The 16,277-nt window shown below is 43.3% G+C and carries 16 protein-coding genes and 1 tRNA gene; 5 read left to right on the forward strand and 12 right to left on the reverse strand.

Going from position 1 to position 16,277, the window contains the following annotated elements:
* The first annotated feature begins 57 nt into the window (after positions 1–57).
* On the forward strand, positions 58–1,506 hold the full coding sequence (gene obgE, locus AAIR98_RS01890; protein ID WP_423970558.1) for a GTPase ObgE: 1,449 nt from the start codon (positions 58–60) through the stop codon (positions 1,504–1,506).
* Positions 1,507–2,145: 639 nt separating this feature from the next.
* Here obgE and AAIR98_RS01895 read toward each other — a convergent pair.
* The 3 genes from AAIR98_RS01895 to AAIR98_RS01905 all read right to left on the reverse strand — a co-directional run bounded on the left by AAIR98_RS01895 (position 2,146) and on the right by AAIR98_RS01905 (position 4,375).
* The gene (locus AAIR98_RS01895) at positions 2,146–3,369 is read right to left on the reverse strand and encodes a hypothetical protein (protein WP_423970559.1); all 1,224 of its coding nucleotides are present in this window, start codon (positions 3,367–3,369) and stop codon (positions 2,146–2,148) included.
* A gap of 112 nt (positions 3,370–3,481) precedes the next feature.
* On the reverse strand, positions 3,482–4,081 hold the full coding sequence (locus tag AAIR98_RS01900) for a hypothetical protein (RefSeq protein ID WP_423970560.1): 600 nt from the start codon (positions 4,079–4,081) through the stop codon (positions 3,482–3,484).
* Positions 4,082–4,299: 218 nt separating this feature from the next.
* Positions 4,300–4,375: transfer RNA gene (locus AAIR98_RS01905), tRNA-Val, on the reverse strand.
* A 60-nt stretch (positions 4,376–4,435) separates the two neighbouring features.
* Between AAIR98_RS01905 and AAIR98_RS01910 the strand changes: the two genes are divergently transcribed.
* A complete protein-coding gene (locus AAIR98_RS01910) occupies positions 4,436–4,885 on the forward strand; it encodes a GAF domain-containing protein (protein ID WP_423970561.1) in 450 nt (149 codons plus the stop codon).
* Here AAIR98_RS01910 and AAIR98_RS01915 read toward each other — a convergent pair.
* From AAIR98_RS01915 to hrcA, 5 genes are all read right to left on the reverse strand, one after another.
* Positions 4,875–5,450 (reverse strand): flavodoxin family protein, encoded by a 576-nt coding sequence (locus AAIR98_RS01915; protein WP_423970562.1) that lies wholly within the window; start codon positions 5,448–5,450, stop codon positions 4,875–4,877. The genes AAIR98_RS01910 and AAIR98_RS01915 overlap by 11 nt on opposite strands.
* Positions 5,451–5,981: 531 nt before the next feature.
* Positions 5,982–7,001, reverse strand: coding sequence for a hypothetical protein (locus tag AAIR98_RS01920; protein ID WP_423970563.1), 1,020 nt, complete (start codon positions 6,999–7,001; stop codon positions 5,982–5,984).
* 206 nt (positions 7,002–7,207) lie between these two features.
* On the reverse strand, positions 7,208–9,070 hold the full coding sequence (gene dnaK, locus AAIR98_RS01925) for a molecular chaperone DnaK (protein ID WP_423970564.1): 1,863 nt from the start codon (positions 9,068–9,070) through the stop codon (positions 7,208–7,210).
* A 45-nt stretch (positions 9,071–9,115) separates the two neighbouring features.
* Positions 9,116–9,667 carry a nucleotide exchange factor GrpE gene (locus AAIR98_RS01930; protein WP_423970565.1) on the reverse strand — a complete coding sequence of 184 codons (552 nt, stop codon included), beginning with the start codon at positions 9,665–9,667 and terminating at the stop codon, positions 9,116–9,118.
* Complete coding sequence (gene hrcA, locus AAIR98_RS01935; protein WP_423970566.1) at positions 9,654–10,760, reverse strand: heat-inducible transcriptional repressor HrcA; 1,107 nt, start codon at positions 10,758–10,760, stop codon at positions 9,654–9,656. The genes AAIR98_RS01930 and hrcA overlap by 14 nt, the downstream gene beginning before the upstream one ends.
* A gap of 177 nt (positions 10,761–10,937) precedes the next feature.
* Here hrcA and AAIR98_RS01940 point away from each other — a divergent pair, with 177 nt between their 5' ends.
* Positions 10,938–11,741: a TatD family hydrolase gene (locus tag AAIR98_RS01940; RefSeq protein WP_423970567.1), complete on the forward strand. Its 804-nt coding sequence runs from the start codon at positions 10,938–10,940 to the stop codon at positions 11,739–11,741.
* A gap of 54 nt (positions 11,742–11,795) precedes the next feature.
* On the opposite strand, the gene AAIR98_RS01945 is transcribed toward AAIR98_RS01940, so the two are convergent.
* Together AAIR98_RS01945 and AAIR98_RS01950 are read right to left on the reverse strand one after the other, a co-directional pair.
* A complete protein-coding gene (locus tag AAIR98_RS01945) occupies positions 11,796–12,377 on the reverse strand; it encodes a hypothetical protein (protein ID WP_423970568.1) in 582 nt (193 codons plus the stop codon).
* A gap of 7 nt (positions 12,378–12,384) precedes the next feature.
* Entirely contained in the window at positions 12,385–13,515 is a 1,131-nt protein-coding gene (locus AAIR98_RS01950; protein ID WP_423970569.1) for an HD domain-containing protein, read from the reverse strand.
* Positions 13,516–13,803: 288 nt separating this feature from the next.
* Between AAIR98_RS01950 and coaD the strand changes: the two genes are divergently transcribed.
* Positions 13,804–14,289 (forward strand): pantetheine-phosphate adenylyltransferase, encoded by a 486-nt coding sequence (coaD, locus tag AAIR98_RS01955; protein ID WP_423970570.1) that lies wholly within the window; start codon positions 13,804–13,806, stop codon positions 14,287–14,289.
* A 43-nt stretch (positions 14,290–14,332) separates the two neighbouring features.
* Here the strand turns inward: coaD and AAIR98_RS01960 are convergent, their stop codons facing one another.
* Positions 14,333–14,821: a nucleoside deaminase gene (locus AAIR98_RS01960; RefSeq protein ID WP_423970571.1), complete on the reverse strand. Its 489-nt coding sequence runs from the start codon at positions 14,819–14,821 to the stop codon at positions 14,333–14,335.
* 76 nt (positions 14,822–14,897) lie between these two features.
* Between AAIR98_RS01960 and mscL the strand changes: the two genes are divergently transcribed.
* On the forward strand, positions 14,898–15,344 hold the full coding sequence (gene mscL, locus AAIR98_RS01965; protein ID WP_423972030.1) for a large-conductance mechanosensitive channel protein MscL: 447 nt from the start codon (positions 14,898–14,900) through the stop codon (positions 15,342–15,344).
* Positions 15,345–15,547: 203 nt separating this feature from the next.
* Here the strand turns inward: mscL and AAIR98_RS01970 are convergent, their stop codons facing one another.
* A complete protein-coding gene (locus AAIR98_RS01970) occupies positions 15,548–16,276 on the reverse strand; it encodes a ComF family protein (RefSeq protein ID WP_423970572.1) in 729 nt (242 codons plus the stop codon).
* Between the last annotated feature and the right edge of the window lies 1 nt (position 16,277).

Below are 16,277 nucleotides of genomic sequence, written 5' to 3' on the forward strand. Positions count from 1 at the left end.
TGCATAACAGTTAAAAAAAGTATAATTTAAAGTAGGTTTTTATAGTAGAGAATAAATATGAGTTTTTTAGACAGAGTAAAAATATATGTTAAGGCCGGTAAAGGCGGCGACGGGTGCCTCTCTTTCAGGAGAGAAAAGTTTATAGAATTTGGCGGGCCCAACGGCGGTAACGGCGGCAAGGGCGGCGATGTTTACATTAAAACAGAGCGCAACCTTACCACGCTTTTGGAGCTTGCCTATAACCCGCACATAGAAGCGCAAGACGGCGAGAAAGGCGGTACATACAACAAATTTGGCGTAGGCGGGGAAGACCATTATATTTATGTGCCCTGCGGCACCATTGTAAAAAAAGACGGCGTAATTATAGCTGACTTAACCGAAGAAGGCGAAGTGTTAAAAGTAGCCGAAGGCGGCCGCGGCGGCCGCGGCAACCAGAGTTTTAAGTCGCACGCCAACACCGCGCCGCGTATATCAGAAATAGGCCAGCCCGGCGAAGAAATTGTACTCTACTTAGAACTTAAAGTGTTGGCGGACCTTGGTTTAGTGGGCTTTCCAAACGCTGGCAAAAGCACGTTTTTATCACGTGTTTCCGCCGCCCGCCCAAAAATAGCGGACTACCCTTTTACAACCTTAAACCCCAACCTTGGTATAGCCATGCACAAAAAAGTCAGCTTTGCCATAGCGGACATACCGGGCATTATTGAGGGCGCCAGCGAGGGCAAAGGTTTAGGCCACCAGTTTTTAAAACATATCGAGCGCACCCGCGTGCTTTTGCATCTTGTTGACCCTATGGGGTTTAAGGACGCCGACGCCGTGGAGTCTGTTAAAATTATAGAAAAAGAATTAAAATCTTTCGACCGCGAGCTTGCTAAAAAGCCCCGCATAATAGCTGTAAACAAAGCAGACCTGCCCGAGGCTAAAGAAGTTTACGCTAAAATTGTAAAAAAATATAAAAAACATAAAATATTTTTAATTTCCGCCGCTACCGGCGAGGGCGTTAATGATGTGCTGGACGAGATAGTAAAAGTTATAGCCACCACGCCCGTACCTAAAACAGAACTTATGCGCACAGATGTTGCCGTGCACGGGGTGGAGCCCATGTTCCGCGTTGGTGAGCTGGACGACGGGCGCATACAAATATACGGCCGCAAAATAGAAGACATGGTTGCCATGACACACTTTAACCAGCCGGAAGGCGTAGAGCGTCTTAGAAAAACATTTAAAAAAATAGGCCTTGAAAAAGCTCTTCTTAAAAAAGGCATTACCCCCGGCGATATTATTGTAGTGGGTGAAAAAGAGTTTGAATGGAGCGGCACGGACCTTGATAATGACATGGCCGAGCAGCCCGATTTTGCCGGCTACAAACGCAGAACCACACAGGCCGAGCGCCTTGCCAAGCGTAAAGAGCGCAGGCTAAAAAAAGCACTTAACGCCACGGAGACGGAGGAAGTGTTTGAGGAAGACAACACCCCCGGCACCATGGAAATAGAAGAAGGTTTAGAGTAAAAAGTCCCGCCTAAAAGGCGGGACTTTTTTATTCTTCTTTTCGCTTCGCGTCCCAACTATTGCACTCTCTTCGTTCGCTTGGGTTTCATCAGCGGTTTAAATTTTCTTCGGATTTTGGCGGCTTTTTGTTTTTCTTTACACTCCCCGTACGCTTCGCCTTAAGTACTTGTTCGCGCAAAGAAAAACAAAAAGTCACTCAAACTCCTGTGAAAATTTTCCTCTATAACGACACTTATATAAAAATTTCAATTATGCCCGAAACCCAGAAAAACCAAAAATCCACTCAAATCTTCGGGGCCCCTTTAACGACACTTTGTAACACAAAATCAGAATAATGATATAACGGCACTTGATTTATTTCCAGGGGATAGCGTAGCATGCAGATATCAAGCTGTAGAGGAAGTTTTGACGCGTTGTTTGCTGCGTAGCAGCATGCGGCAAAGCAGGTGAGGGTGCTTATAAAAAGCACTTTATTTTATAACAACACATATTTATATACATTACCCTCATCCGGCGTAAACATCGACCTCCGCAGCTTTATACCTGCATGCTACGCTATCCACTAAGAGTGAAAGGACATATAAAGACACTTATATAAAAAATCCCCCGATTGGTTGTCGGGGGCGTTTTATGTGTTTATTATTTCTCTAGAGCTTTTAGTTTTCGCTTTAGCGCCAGTATCAGCAGTTGTACGTTTTTGTGGCTGGTGCCTATGTAGCATACGCCAAGCTTGCCGTTTTTCACGCCGGCAGTTAACGCTATGCCGCCTTTAAAGCGGACAGAACTGTTGATGTCAAAAATTATTTCAAGAATATCTTTTGTGGTAAGTTCCTCATCTACCGGCACGTTGGTATCCAGGTAGAAATTTAGTTTTTCTTTAGGGATATTAAAAACTGTGCTGGCTATTCTTACAGCTATGCCAAAGCCATTGTAGCGGGAGTTACACTCCAGCGCGCGCAGTTTATATTGCCCGTCTATAATTCTGATGGCCCAGTCAAAGTTGACGTGGCCGCGTACGCCTTTTTTGTGGTAATATTCGGCCATTTGTAAGGACTTTTCTTTAATGCGGTCCAAAATTGCTTTGTCCATTTTCTTAAACGGAAACGCGCGCCCCTCAGAGCCGGCCCTATGCACAAACTGCCAGTCTATACCAACCCATTGTATGCCGTCATCTTTTAAAATACACAGCGAGCCAAGCGTTTTGTAAATTTCTTTAAATTTTTCTATATAAAAATCGCCGTCTTTATGATACTGGCGGATTAGCGGCAGCAGGTCAATAATTTTACCTTTAATATTGCCGTAACCGCCGGCGGAAAAGGGGCGCCTTAAAAGGTAGGTTTCGTTAAAATCTATAAACGCAAGTACGCGGGATTTATTTTTGCCACCCTGCTTTTCAAACACAGGCTTCATGGTTTTTACGCCAAATTCTTGGCAGAGTTCTTTAAATAAAAGTTTATTGTTGGCTTCCTGCACGGCGATGGAGTTGTTTAAAAGTTTGTTGCCTACCTTTTTGCTGAGTTTGGCAAACTCTTCTGTATAAATAAGCGGGATTAAGACAAAATTTTGTTTGCAAAGTTTTTTAATTTGCGCTATTAACTTTTCATCCTTCATTATGGCGTTAATTAAAGTTTGGTCTTTAGCTTGTTTTTTAGGCTGGTAAATCCATTTTTTATTGGTAAGTTTTTTTACCGCTTCTACGTAGGCGGTAAAGTATTCGTCCTTTTGGACAAGCGGGGATATTATGCATATGTCTGCGGGCTTAAGCAGGTTAATATAAGGCAAAGAATGCTTTTTAAGCGCACTGACGGCCTGTGACTTAAACATAAAATCATCTATATTTAAAATCCATATTTTATCAGCCATAGAAGCCTCTCTTACTTGTTTAATAAACCCTAATTTTATTATATAAAAATATACGCTTGGTAAGGCTATAAAAAAAGCTCTCCCTTACGGGAGAGCTTTTTTTGTTTTAAATCTATCTTACACCCTGGCCAAACTTATAGGGTTCACGTTTTGCGTTTTCTGTTACAAAGTTTTTTGCGAATTTTTTACCATAATATTTAACGGTATCAAATGCTGATTTATCCTGGCCTTTATCATCTTTATTTGTTGTGGCTAAGGTTTTGCTGGATGATTTGAAACCAAGCAGGTCGGCATAGTAGCTGGCTGTTTCTGTGTTACCTTTATTTACGGCTGAGGTAAAAACATTGCTGCCTTGGTTGTCTTTCAACATTTTGATTTCTGTGATAGCATTGTTTTTAGCTGTCATTCTATCGTTGAAAGGAGAGGCGGGTGTATCTTTAGATACAAATCTTACCTGGCCTACTTCTTCGGAAAGTTTGGCCTCTCTTAATGTTTCAAACAATACTTCTGCGGTAGCTTTGTTTTTGGCTACGTGAAAAAGTGTCTCGCCGGCTGCGTTTTTCTTAAGCACGTTGTATTTATCAACATTACCTTTAAGAGCGTTAGCATTACCGCTGGCGGATAAGGCAAACAAGTCTGCGTTTGCGTGGGCGGCTACCGCTGTGAAAGCTGCCGCAATTACTGCAACTGCTACTCTGGTTATTTTGTTCATTTTTTTGTCCTCTGTTTGTTTAAGTATATATATTGGTTGTTGCTACACTTAAATTATCTAAAATAAAATCCTCGTCGTAAACAAAAAAAAGGGCCCAAAAAAAAGACCTACGTTTTACAGTCATTTTGGGTTAGTTAAAAAAGCATATAAAAATGCGGTTTAAAAATTTTTTACAAAATAAAAAAGCCTTCGCATACGCGAAAGCTTTTGTATTAAAATGGTGGGCCGGATAGGACTCGAACCTACGACCCCCTCCGTGTAAAGGAGGTGCTCTACCAGCTAAGCTACCGGCCCATTTCTATATTTATTTTATCAAATTTTAGCGCCCAGGTGTAAATTATATATAATTCTATTATGAATAACTTAATTTTACAGGCGCAAAGCCTGCTGGCAAACGAAACTGACGCGGTGGCTAATATGGCTAATTTATCGGCGCTTATTTTTAATAGTCTTGATAATATTAACTGGGCGGGTTTTTATATATTAAAAGACGGCGTTTTGGTACTCGGCCCTTTTCAGGGTAAAACCGCCTGCGTACGTATAAATATAGGCCGCGGCGTATGCGGCGAGGCCGCCCAAAAAAAGCAAACAATTATAGTCCCCGACGTTCACGCCCACCCGGACCACATCGCCTGCGACGCGGCGTCTGAAAGCGAAATAGTGGTGCCCGTTATAAAAGACGGCGTTTTATACGGTGTGCTGGATATTGATTCTCCAATAAAAAACAGGTTCTCAGAGAATGAAAAAGAACTCTTTGAAAACCTGGTTCAAATATTTACGGCTAACAGTAATCTTACCCGTTAATTTTTTGCAGTAACCACAGCATATTATTGCCAAGGTTTGTCATGGTTTGTACGCCTTCTTCGTCGTTGGCGGCGTCGCCTTTTTGCAGGCCGAAAGCCACGTTCCAGTAGGTGGAGCCTACGGCAATCATTTCACTTATCATAAACAGTTTGTCTATACTGTTAAGCACTTCTATACCGCCCGCGCGGCGCATTACCGCTACGCTTGCGGCGGGTTTTCTTCTAAGCAGGCCGCCGTTGGCGCGCGATACGTAACCTAAGCGGTCAATAAACGCTTTTGTCTCGGGCGTTAACGCGGCAAAGTATGTCGGGCTGCCGATTATAATACCGTCCGCCGCCCATGTTTTTTCCAGTAAATCATTAAAAATATCGTCTTTGATAATGCACTTTCTGTCTTTATTTTTATAACACATGCCGCACGCGGTGCATGGTTTTATACCTGTGCCGCCTATTTGTACTACCTCAGTTTCCACTCCCGCTGCCGCCAAGGGTTTTAGCGCGGTTTCTATCATTAAGTTTGTGTTCCCGCCCTTTCTTGGGCTACCGTTAAATGCTATTACTTTCATAGTACCCCTCCTCTAATATGAATAAATTATACCTCTTTTAAATAGAGGAGAGTATACAGTTAGAAAAAGCTAAGCGAACGAAACATTGGCAGACGCGAAGCGAGTCAAAAAAGGCCGCGCAACCGCACGGCCGTATTAATAGGGGGATTTTGAAAGTCGTTATTTTGGCAAAGCCAAAATATTCAAAATCTTTTTTACGAAGTAAAAAAGGCCGCGCAACCGCACGGCCGTATTAATAAGTGGATTTTGAAAGTTGTTGTTTTGGCAAAGCCAAAATATTCAAAATCTTTTTATTTTAGGCATACAAATGGAGTAAATCAATTTTAATTTTAAGCTAAGCGAACGCAGAGAGTGAAACTTTGGGAGACGCGACGCTAGCCAAAAAAGGCCGGGCAACTGCACGGCCGTATTAATAAGGGGATTTTGAAAGTCGTTATTTTGGCAAAGCCAAAATATTCAAAATCTTTTTTACGAAGTAAAAAAAACCTGCCCGGGGGTAGCGGGCAGGTTGTACTGATAGGAGGGTATGACTTATATTTGGTTTCTTACAGCTTGCGCTTTTGTTTCAACTTCGGCGAGTCTGCCGGAATTGATATTTTTGTAAAGCGGGCTGTTGTGTAAATCTTGCGCGTCCACCGATGCTAAACTAACTCCTGTCACGGGTATTAATTTGTAGGAAACTTTACCGGTTTTGGAAATATCCTGGTGGATAATAACCTGCTGGAATTTGCTGTTAACAAATTTAACGCCGCGTTTGGTAAGCTCCTGCATTTTATATGCGGCGGCTAAAGGAATCACCGTGGCTTCGTCATCTGTAAATTTGTTACGGTTGTGCTGGATGAAAACTAGAACCGGTTTGCCTGTGTGCGGGCTTTTTATATACATCGCGCCGCCTTTGTCTATGCCTGAGAATCCGTCGACATAGCAGTAGTCATTATTGCCGTCCACATAGCAGGTTTTACCGCTGTTGGCGCCTTTAGCCTGGGTGTGTACTTTTTTGCGGGAATCATCAGCTTTAGGAAAAAAGTTTTTAAGATCTTGTGAAACAACCGCGTTGCCGTTAGCGTCATAAGCTTCTTCAAAAAGCATGATTTTGGGAATAAACGCTAAGTTTAAATTGCTTTTGAATTCTTGCGATAAACCCCATGGGGAAATATCTAATAAGGCTAAATCGTCCTTAGGTGCTGTGCTTTTAGACAAATCATATTTGCCATACCACTGGTTGCTGTTTCTGTTAATAGCAAATGTAGCGGTTGATTTAACACCGTTATTCTTTAACTGTACTTTGTGTACATAGTCATGTGTATCGGTAAAAAAACCTGTTACTTTGGTTGTGCCGCCGGGAAGATCGGACTTTTTAGTAAGCACCCACCCCGGTGCGACCAAAACGCCGTCTAATGCCGCGTTTTTACCTGAAACTTCGCCAAAACTGCCGCCGGTAACGTCAATGCGTAAATGCGCGCTTTTAATAAGAGAGTCAAAGGTCTGCGCTGAAGCAGCCGTGGCCCCGAGTACTGTTGCAAGAAGTGCTGTTAAGATTGCTTTTTTCATAATCCCTCCTAAGGATATTTATAGTATAGATACCTATTATGTTTGCAACCAGGGCCATAAGGCCTAGCGGGGCGGGTGACTTAGGCCCATAAATAAAGGGGCCATAGGGCCTAGACGAGGATAGTGTGATTTGATTAGTCTTTTTTTGCTAAGTAAAAAACCGCCGTCCGGGGTACGGGGCGGCGGTTTACAGGACTTATATTTTTTTATTTGTCTACGACTTCGGCTTCTACTACGTCTTCTTTATTGCCGCCGTCAGCGGGGCCTGCCTGCTGCGCGCCTGCTTGTTGTGCGGCCTCTGCGCCCTGGGCGTTAGCCCCGGCGTTTTTGTACATGGCCTCACCCAGTTTTTGGGCGGCTTGCATAGCGTCGTCCGTAGTTTTTTTAATTCTTTCAACGTCGTCGCCTTTTACTGCGTCTTTAAGGTCGTTTAAAGCGCGGTCAATGGCAAGGCGGTCGTCTTGTGACACTTTGTCGCCGTGTTCTTTAAGATCTTTTTCAAGTTTAAAGAGTACAGCGTCGGCGTTGTTTTTAGCGTCAACTCTTTCTTTGGTTTTTTTGTCTTCGTCAGCAAACTTCTCGGCTTCTTTAACAAACTTCTGAACTTCGTCGTCAGAAAGCTTGGTTTTGGAAGTTATTGTAATATGCTGTACTTTGTTTGTGCCCAAGTCTTTAGCCGATACGTTTAAAATACCATTAGCGTCAATGTCAAAGGTTACCTCAATTTGCGGTACACCTCTGGGGGCGGACGGTATACCGTCAAGGTCAAACTTACCTAAAGGCACGTTGTCTTTAGCCATAGGGCGTTCGCCCTGTAATACGTTAATGGTAACCGCGGGCTGGTTGTCTGCCGCTGTGCTGAAAACCTGTGTTTTTCTGACAGGTATTGTTGTGTTTCTTTCAATAAGCCTGGTGGTTACGCCGCCCAATGTTTCAAGACCTAAAGACAGCGGGGTAACGTCTAAAAGAAGCACGTCTTTAACGTCGCCCGTTAAAATACCGGCCTGTACCGCGGCGCCCATGGCAACGCATTCCATAGGGTCAATACCGCGTTCAATTTTTTTGCCTACATGGTCTTCTACGTATTTTTGCACAATGGGCATTCTTGTAGGGCCGCCTACTAAAATTACTTTGTCAATCCCATCCGCTTTTAATTGGGCGTCACTCATGGCCTGGTCTATTGATGCGCCGCAGCGTTTAACAATAGAGTCAACCAGTGACTCAAGTTTAGCTCTGGAAAGTTTAAGTTCCAAGTGTTTCGGGCCGTCCGCGCCCGCTGTGATAAATGGCAGGTTAATGTCGGTTTCCATTGTGGTGGAAAGTTCTATTTTAGCCTTTTCAGCCGCGTCTTTTAAGCGCTGTTGGGCCTGTTTATCGGCCGATAAATCAATACCCGTTGATTTTTTGAACTCATCGGTCATCCAGGCTATGATGGCGTTGTCCATGTCCGTGCCGCCCAGCTTTGTGTCGCCGGAGGTGGACATAACGTCAAACGTGCCTTCTTTACCCATTTCCATAATGGTAACGTCCAGCGTACCGCCGCCAAGGTCGAATACCATGATTTTTTGTTCTTTACCCGCTTTATCAATACCGTATGCAAGCGCAGCTGCCGTAGGTTCGTTAACAAGCCTTACTACTTCAAGGCCGGCTATTCTGCCGGCGTCTTTGGTGGCCTGGCGCTGGTTGTCATTAAAATAGGCGGGAACGGTGATGACGGCCTTTTCAACTGTGTCGCCCAAAAATGCTTCAGCGTCTTTTTTAACTTTCTGCAATACGAAAGCGGAAAGCTGCTGGGGCGTAAAATCCTGCCCGCGGAGGTTGAATTTATAATCTTCACCCATTCTGCGTTTAAACGCTGTTACCGTACCCTCTGGGTTGGCGATGGCCTGGCGTCTTGCCGGCTCGCCCACAAGTCTTTGTCCGTCTTTTGTAAATGCTACGTATGAGGGGAATGCTTTGCCCCCTATGGAACTGCCCTCGGCTGACGGTATGATGGTGGCTCTACCCCCTTCCATCGCCGCCGCGGCCGTGTTTGAAGTTCCTAAGTCTATACCAATAATTTTAGCCATACTAATTTCTCCTTCTGTCTATTGTTTCGTTTAAATTTTAACTGCTTAATTTTCGTCGGTTACTTCTGGTGCTTCCTCTTGGGGGGCGTCTTTGGGTTCAAATTTTCCTACGCAAACCTTAGCGTGTCTCAGCACCCTGTCGCCCACTTTAAAACCTTTTTGTACTTCTTCTGTTACTACCCCGTCTTTATCTTCTGTTTCACAGGGCAGAGTTGTCAGTACCTCATGCTCCGTGTGATTATAAGGTTTGCCCATGGTATCCATAGGTTTTACCCCGTTAACCTCAAAGGTGCGCTTCATTTCTTTAAACACCATATCAAGGCCTTTTTTCATATTTTCAGCTGTGGCGCCTTTTTTGTTGGCTTCCTCTTCCGCCTTAAACATAGCGTCGTATATGGGGAGGAAGCTTGCTATCGCGCTCTGGGCGCCAAAGGCTATAAGTTCCGGTTTTTCTTTTTCGGTTCTTTTGCGGTAGTTTTCAAACTCCGCCTTTAGCCTTACAAGCTGCTCGTAGTAGTCCGGCTGCTGCGGTTCCTGAGTTTGTGTTTCTGCCATTTCTTCAACCTGTTCTACTTCTTCTTCCTTATGTTTCTTCATCCAAATCGTCCTCCGTACTTCCAGGTAAAGTACCCCAGTTATTTATTGTGCCCTCAAGTAAATTTCCTATGAAATCAACCAGCGAGATCATGCGCGTATACTCCATATGTTTAGGCCCTATTATGCCCAGCATGCCTATAGTTTTATCGCCAACTTTATAGGCGGAGGTTATTACGCTTAAATCTTTAAATTCTTTAATATGGTTTTCAGAACCGATGCTTACGGAAAGTTTTTTGTCGCTGGCTTTAAGCTCGTTCATTTTGTCTTCCAGCATATGTACAAAGGTTTCCCTTTCCTCAACCACTTTTATCATTTGGCGCAGGCTTTCGTGGTCTACGTCGGTAGTTTCCGCCAATAACTGGCCAAGCCCTTCAAGATAAAGCTCAGAGCTGTTTTCCTGCTGGCCTATTTCCGCCAAAACATGTCTGGCCAGGTCCATAACGCCAGTGAACTCATTATGCTCTTTTTCCAAGTGTTCCCACAGAACCCTTTCCGCTTCTTTAAGCGTCTTACCCGCCACTTGCTCATTAATAAAACTGCTTAACACTCTAAGCCTGGAGGGGGAGATATTATAATTGGTGCGCAGCGGCCAGTTTCTTACCGTACCCGTATCCGTTACCAACACCGCTAAAATATGCCCCGGCGCCAATGGTATAAAATCTAATCTTGTTACAATTTGGTCTGTTATATTGCCCGTATAAACAAACGCGGCCGAGCCTGATAGTGACGCCAACATTCTTGAGGTTTGCAGCATAGCTCTGTCCAGTTCCGCAATACGGTCGTCGTACTCCTGCTGTATGCGCTGGCGCTCCTGCGCGGCTATCTTTTGCACTTGCGACAAATAGTCTACATAAAACCTGTAAGCTTTGTCGGTAGGCACGCGCCCGCCGGAGGTATGGGGCTGCAGTAAAAAACCCTCTTCCTCAAGCTTTTTCATAATATTTCTAATTGTAGCGCTGGAAATGCCCGGTAAAGCGTGTTTTGCTATAAGTTCAGAGCCTATAGGGCGCCTGGTTTCCACAAACTCTTGTATAACCCAGCGCAACAGCTTTTCCTCACGTTCTTTAGCTACTTCAGGTCTAAGTATTCTCATATGTTTAGCTTATTATTAATTGTTTAGTAACCGTCTAATATCTTATTGATTAATTAGCAGTCATTAAATCACTCTGCTAATAGTATAAATAAATTTTTTATTTTTGTCAATCCCCTTTTTAGTCTGCTAGTTATGGGGGTAAATGTATTATACATATAAATTTAATAAAATATATATATGAACATACATCTTATAGATTCACACGCCCACATGACGGACCCTGCTTTTGACGCTGACAGAGATGCCGTTATAGAAGCGTGCGTTAAAAATGGCGTAAAAAATATTTTAGAAATAGGCTGCGACGTGCCGGAATGGGAACCTACACTAGAACTTGCCGCTAAATATAAAGGCATAGTTTACCCTGTGCTTGGCCTGCACCCCAGCTGCGGCAGTAATTATAGTGAAGATGTTTTGGCCCGTTTGGCGGATTTAATTGTTAGGCCGGAAGTTGTGGCCATTGGCGAGATTGGTTTAGATTATGTGCATATGAGTACAGCGGCCGAGGCGCAAAAAGAAATTTTTACAAATATTTTGGGCTTTACAAAAACTGTAAATAAACCTATAGTTTTGCACGCCAGAAAAAATAATGACCCTGAGGACTGGGGCGTATACGGGGATATGTTCAGTATTTTAAAATCCTCTTGGATGCCGGGTAAAACAGGCGGCGTACTGCACTGTTTCAGCGGGCTTTATGAACACGCTGCCGCCGCGCTTGATATGGGGCTTAAGCTGGGTATAAACGGTATTATTACATATAAAAAGAATAATGATTTAAGAGAAACGCTTAAAAAAGTGGGACTAAAAAATATTTTGTTGGAAACGGACTGCCCGTACCTGCCGCCGCAAAGCATACGCGGCCAGCGTAACAGCCCGCTAAGCATACCCGAAATAGCAACTTTTATAGCGGACTATCTTGGTGTAACGGTTGCGCAGGTGGCCGACACTACTACAGAAAACTCTAAAAAAATGTTTGGCATTTAAAATAAAAAGTCCCCTGTAAAAACCAGGGGATTTTTTATCTTTTTAACTATATTATTATTGTGCTGCTTCTTCTGCTGTATAAAACTTTATACTTTTAATAAGTTTGGCCTGGTCTTTATTGGCTTTATTATATTCTTTTTCCTGCGCGCCCATGTAAAGATAGGCCCAAACGCCGTTGTGCTTAAAGAAAAAATATTTTTCTATTATGCCGGACTCCGAACCCGCTATATAGTATGAGGGCACGTTGCCAAAATTTGTGTACTGCGCTTTCATCTTTTTAAAATAGGGCAGGTTTTGTGCGAAAAACTTTTCAACCTCAGCTTCAAAAAGAGTTTTGTTGCCGTCGCTGTTAATGTCTGGGGTTTCAAAATTAAGAACAAAAATAGAAAGCGTATAATTAAAATCCGGCACGCTGAAAAATAACGGGTTGTTTGCCAGCATAGTTTGGCTGAATAAAAAATTGGCCGATGATTTTAAGGTTATGCCCAAGCAGTCGTTTTTATACATTGTTTTTTCAAATTTACTTTGGCCAAGGCATTGCTCCGCCGTAGGCCCTTGCGGCGCGGGCGCGGAAGCCTTTTGGCAAGCGGCGGCGACTAAAACTAAACATGTAAGCGCAGTAAGTGTTTTCTTCATATTACCTCTATAATTTAAATTTGATGGCTGTAGGCAAAATAACGTCTTTCAGGTTTTCTATGGCAAAGCTGTCCGTCATCCCCGCTATATAATCTGTTACTATTGTTTTACCCATGGTTTCATCTTCTTTATATAACTTTGTCATTGATTTTATATAACGGCCAAATGCTACCGCGCTTTGTTTGCCCAAGCGGTCATAAGACGGGTAGTCATAACGGTATTTTTCAAATAAGTTTAAGAAAAACTCAAAAAGCTCCGCTATGCCTTTGTCTATCATTTTTTTGCGTTCCTGCATTTGGGTGTTATAATAAATTTGTTCATAGTTAAATTTTCTAAGTTCAGATACTATGTCAAATTTTTCTTTAGAAAATCCTATGGTGCCTGTTTTGGCTGAATTATTAATAAGGTCCAGTGTAAGAGTGTTAATAATTTCACCGTTAGAGGCGCCTATTTCTTTGCGTACAATTTCCGGTATGTCTGACTTGGTTATAAATTTGGCTTTAATAGCGTCTTCAATATCACGGCCAAGATAGGCTATTTTGTCCGACAGTCTTACAATGCAGCCCTCGTACGTTGTGGGCATATAGGTACGTGATGATATAGTGTCTAAATCATTTAAAGTTTGTGACGGCTGTAAAGCGTTATTGTTAAAGTCTTCGCCGCAGTGGCACAGTATGCCGTCTTTTACGGCATAGGTAAGGTTAAGCCCCTCTCCGTAGTTGGCTAAATATTCCACCACACGGTAAGAGTTAATCTCATGCATAAATTTGTCTGGGGCGATACATTTAGAAATAGCTTTCTCACCTTCATGGCCGAACGGGGCGTGGCCCAGGTCATGCGCCAGGCCTATGGCGTAGGCCATGTCTTCGCTAAGCTCCCAGTCGCCTGTTTGGTTAAGGCCGCGGCATATGGTGGCGGCGATGGTGGCAACGTGCAGCACGTGTTCTATACGCGTGCAAATATGGTCGTTATCCGGGGCGAAGAAAACCTGCGTTTTATGTTTTAATCTTCTAAAAGGCAGAGAGTGTATAATTTTGGTTTGGTCTCTAAAATACTCGCCGCGCACGTCCGGCGTATGTGGGTGGGCGCGCTTGGTGTAAACTTCATAAGAAAACGGATTTTTATGTTTTGTTGCCATAGGGTCCTAGCATGCACTGCACCCGCAGTGCACTAAATTATTTTTTAGAAAATTTTAATTTTCTTTATGACGAGCATACCAAAAGGTATGTAAGGAATAAAAAAATAAAAATTTTCAAAAAAGAAGAAAGCCCGCAGGGTTTGCCTAAAACAAGCAACTGCGTCGTTCTCCTCATCGAGACCCGGTAAGGGTCTTCTCTTCGTCGGGCCTAGCATTTGCTTGTTTTAGGCAAATGCACTGTGGGTGCAGTGCATGCTAGGACCCTAAGATTATGATATCATAATATACATGAATAAGAAATTTGCAATCTACCCGGGAACTTTTGACCCTATTACAAACGGGCACGTGGATTTAGCCGCGCGCGCTTTGGATATTTTTGACGAGGTTATTATAGCCGTGCTTGTTAATAATAAAAAAGCGCCGCTTTTTAGCACGCAGGAGCGTGTGGAGCTTATTAAAAAATCCACCGCGCACCTTAAAGGTATTTCTGTTGAAAGTTACGACGGGCTGATGGTGGATTATCTTAAAAAGAAACAGTGTAATGTTGTGTTGCGCGGCCTGCGCGCGGCGACTGATATGGAGTACGAATTCCAGCTGGCCACCATTAATAATATGATGGACCCCGGCATAGAAACAGTGTTTCTTATGCCGAGTAGCAACTACACATTTTTAACATCCAGCGTAGTGCGCGAGGCATACGGCGCCGGCGGGCAGCTGCCCGGCTGCGTACCGCCCGAGGTGCACAAAGCGCTAATTGAAAAATTTAAAAAATAAAAAGCACCCCGTGATTTTCACGGGGTATTTTTTACACTATAATTTAATATTCTATTTTGCTTTCTTTATTGTCCCACAGGTTAAAAGGTTCTTCGGCGTTTTCCATATTTATAACAACTGTTTTTATGGTGCGCTTTTCATACGGTAAGGCTATTTCGTCATAAATAAATTTATCGTCAAAGCCGTGCTTGGCCGCTATATGTTTATCCGCCGCAAAGTAAAGCGCTTTGGGGCGCGCCCAATATATGGCGCCCAGGCACATGGGGCAGGGCTCGCATGATGAGTATATAGTGCAGCCGTCCAGTTCAAAGTTGTTCAGCTGGGCGCACGCTTTTCTAATAGCGTCCACTTCGGCGTGGCAGGTAGGGTCGTTAGATGATGTTACCTGGTTAAACCCCTCCGCCAGTACTTTGCCGTCTTTTACTATAACGGCGCCAAAGGGGCCGCCTTTGCCGGCAAGCATGTTTTTCTTGGCCAAATCTATGGCCATTTGTAAAAATTTTTTGTGTTCGTTAAGTTCTTGGGTATTCATAATTTCACCTTAAAAATGTATACTGGTATCATACCACATAAAAGGGAGAAATTAAATGTTTAAAGCAATTAAAAGTATGGGTAATGAATTTAAAACATTCGCCATGAGAGGCAATGTTTTAGACATGGCAGTGGGTATTATTATAGGCGCGGCCTTTGGCAAAATTGTTAACTCTTTAGTGTCGGATATTTTAATGCCGCCGTTGGGTTTTTTACTTGGCAGAGTAGATTTTTCTAACCTGTTTGTCACACTTAAAGACGGCGCCACGGTTGCAGGGCCGTACGCTTCACTTACCTCGGCGCAGGCGGCCGGCGCGGTTACTGTTAACTATGGTATATTTTTAAATACCATTATCAGTTTTATAATAATGGCGTTTGCAATATTTTTGCTTATTAAATTTATTAATAAATTTAAACATGAAGACGCCCCCGCGCCCGATACCACAAAAGAATGTCCGTATTGCTTTACCAAGATAGACAAACGCGCAATCAAATGCCCCAACTGCACAGAAGATCTTAAATAAAAAAAGCCCGCCGATTTCGGCGGGCTTTTTTATCCCCAAATCTTTGAGTTATTTTGCGTTTTTATTTTTTGACCACACCCCGTCCGCCCTTTGGGCTCCTCGCGCAAGTGTGCCCAAAAAATAAAAACGCAAACTAATCTCAAATCTTCGGGGCCCCTTTTAACGGCATTAATAAAAACATAAACGGCACTAGTTTTATTATTTTATTCTTCTCTGGCGGCGGTTAGGGCGTAGACTTTTTTTGCGCCCGCTTTCTTTAACGCTATGGCGCACTGCTCAAGTGTGAAACCTGTAGTTGCCACGTCATCTATAACCAAAACTATTTTGCCTTTTACTTCTCTTGTGCAGGCAAAGGCTTCAAGGGTGTTTTTCTCTCTGTCTTTTCTGCCAAGCTTGGCCTGTGACTTGGTAAACTTAACTCTCTTAAGCAGCTTTTCATCATAAATAATATTTTTGTTTTTAGCCAGACGCGCGGCAATAAGAGCGCTTTGGTTGTAGCCGCGTATTCTCTGTTTTAATTTATGTAATGGCACGGGGACGATAATGTCCACATTTTCAAATTCTTTAGTTTCGTCAAAAGTCAGCAGTATGGCGGCGGTAAGAAATTTGCCAAGGTAGGTGTGCTCATTATATTTAAAATTATGGATTATGCTTTTAACCTCCGGCGTGAAAACAAAGCCGGAGCGGATAATAGAACATTTATACTTTTTCTCTTTTACGCCGCGGCAGTTATGGCAGGTTGCCCCGCCGGAAGGCAAAGTTATGCCGCAGCGCCGGCATATCAGCGGCCCCGGCGTTTTAATACGCTTCAGGCAGTCTTCACATAAAGGCAAAACAGTGTCCGCGCCCAGGTCACGCCCGCAGTGGTGGCAGGTTTTTGGCAAGAGAATATTTAGAATATGATTTTTTACTTTTATAATAAAATTTTTCATA

This window comes from Elusimicrobium simillimum, from assembly GCF_049639735.1.
Taxonomy (GTDB): domain Bacteria; phylum Elusimicrobiota; class Elusimicrobia; order Elusimicrobiales; family Elusimicrobiaceae; genus Elusimicrobium; species Elusimicrobium simillimum.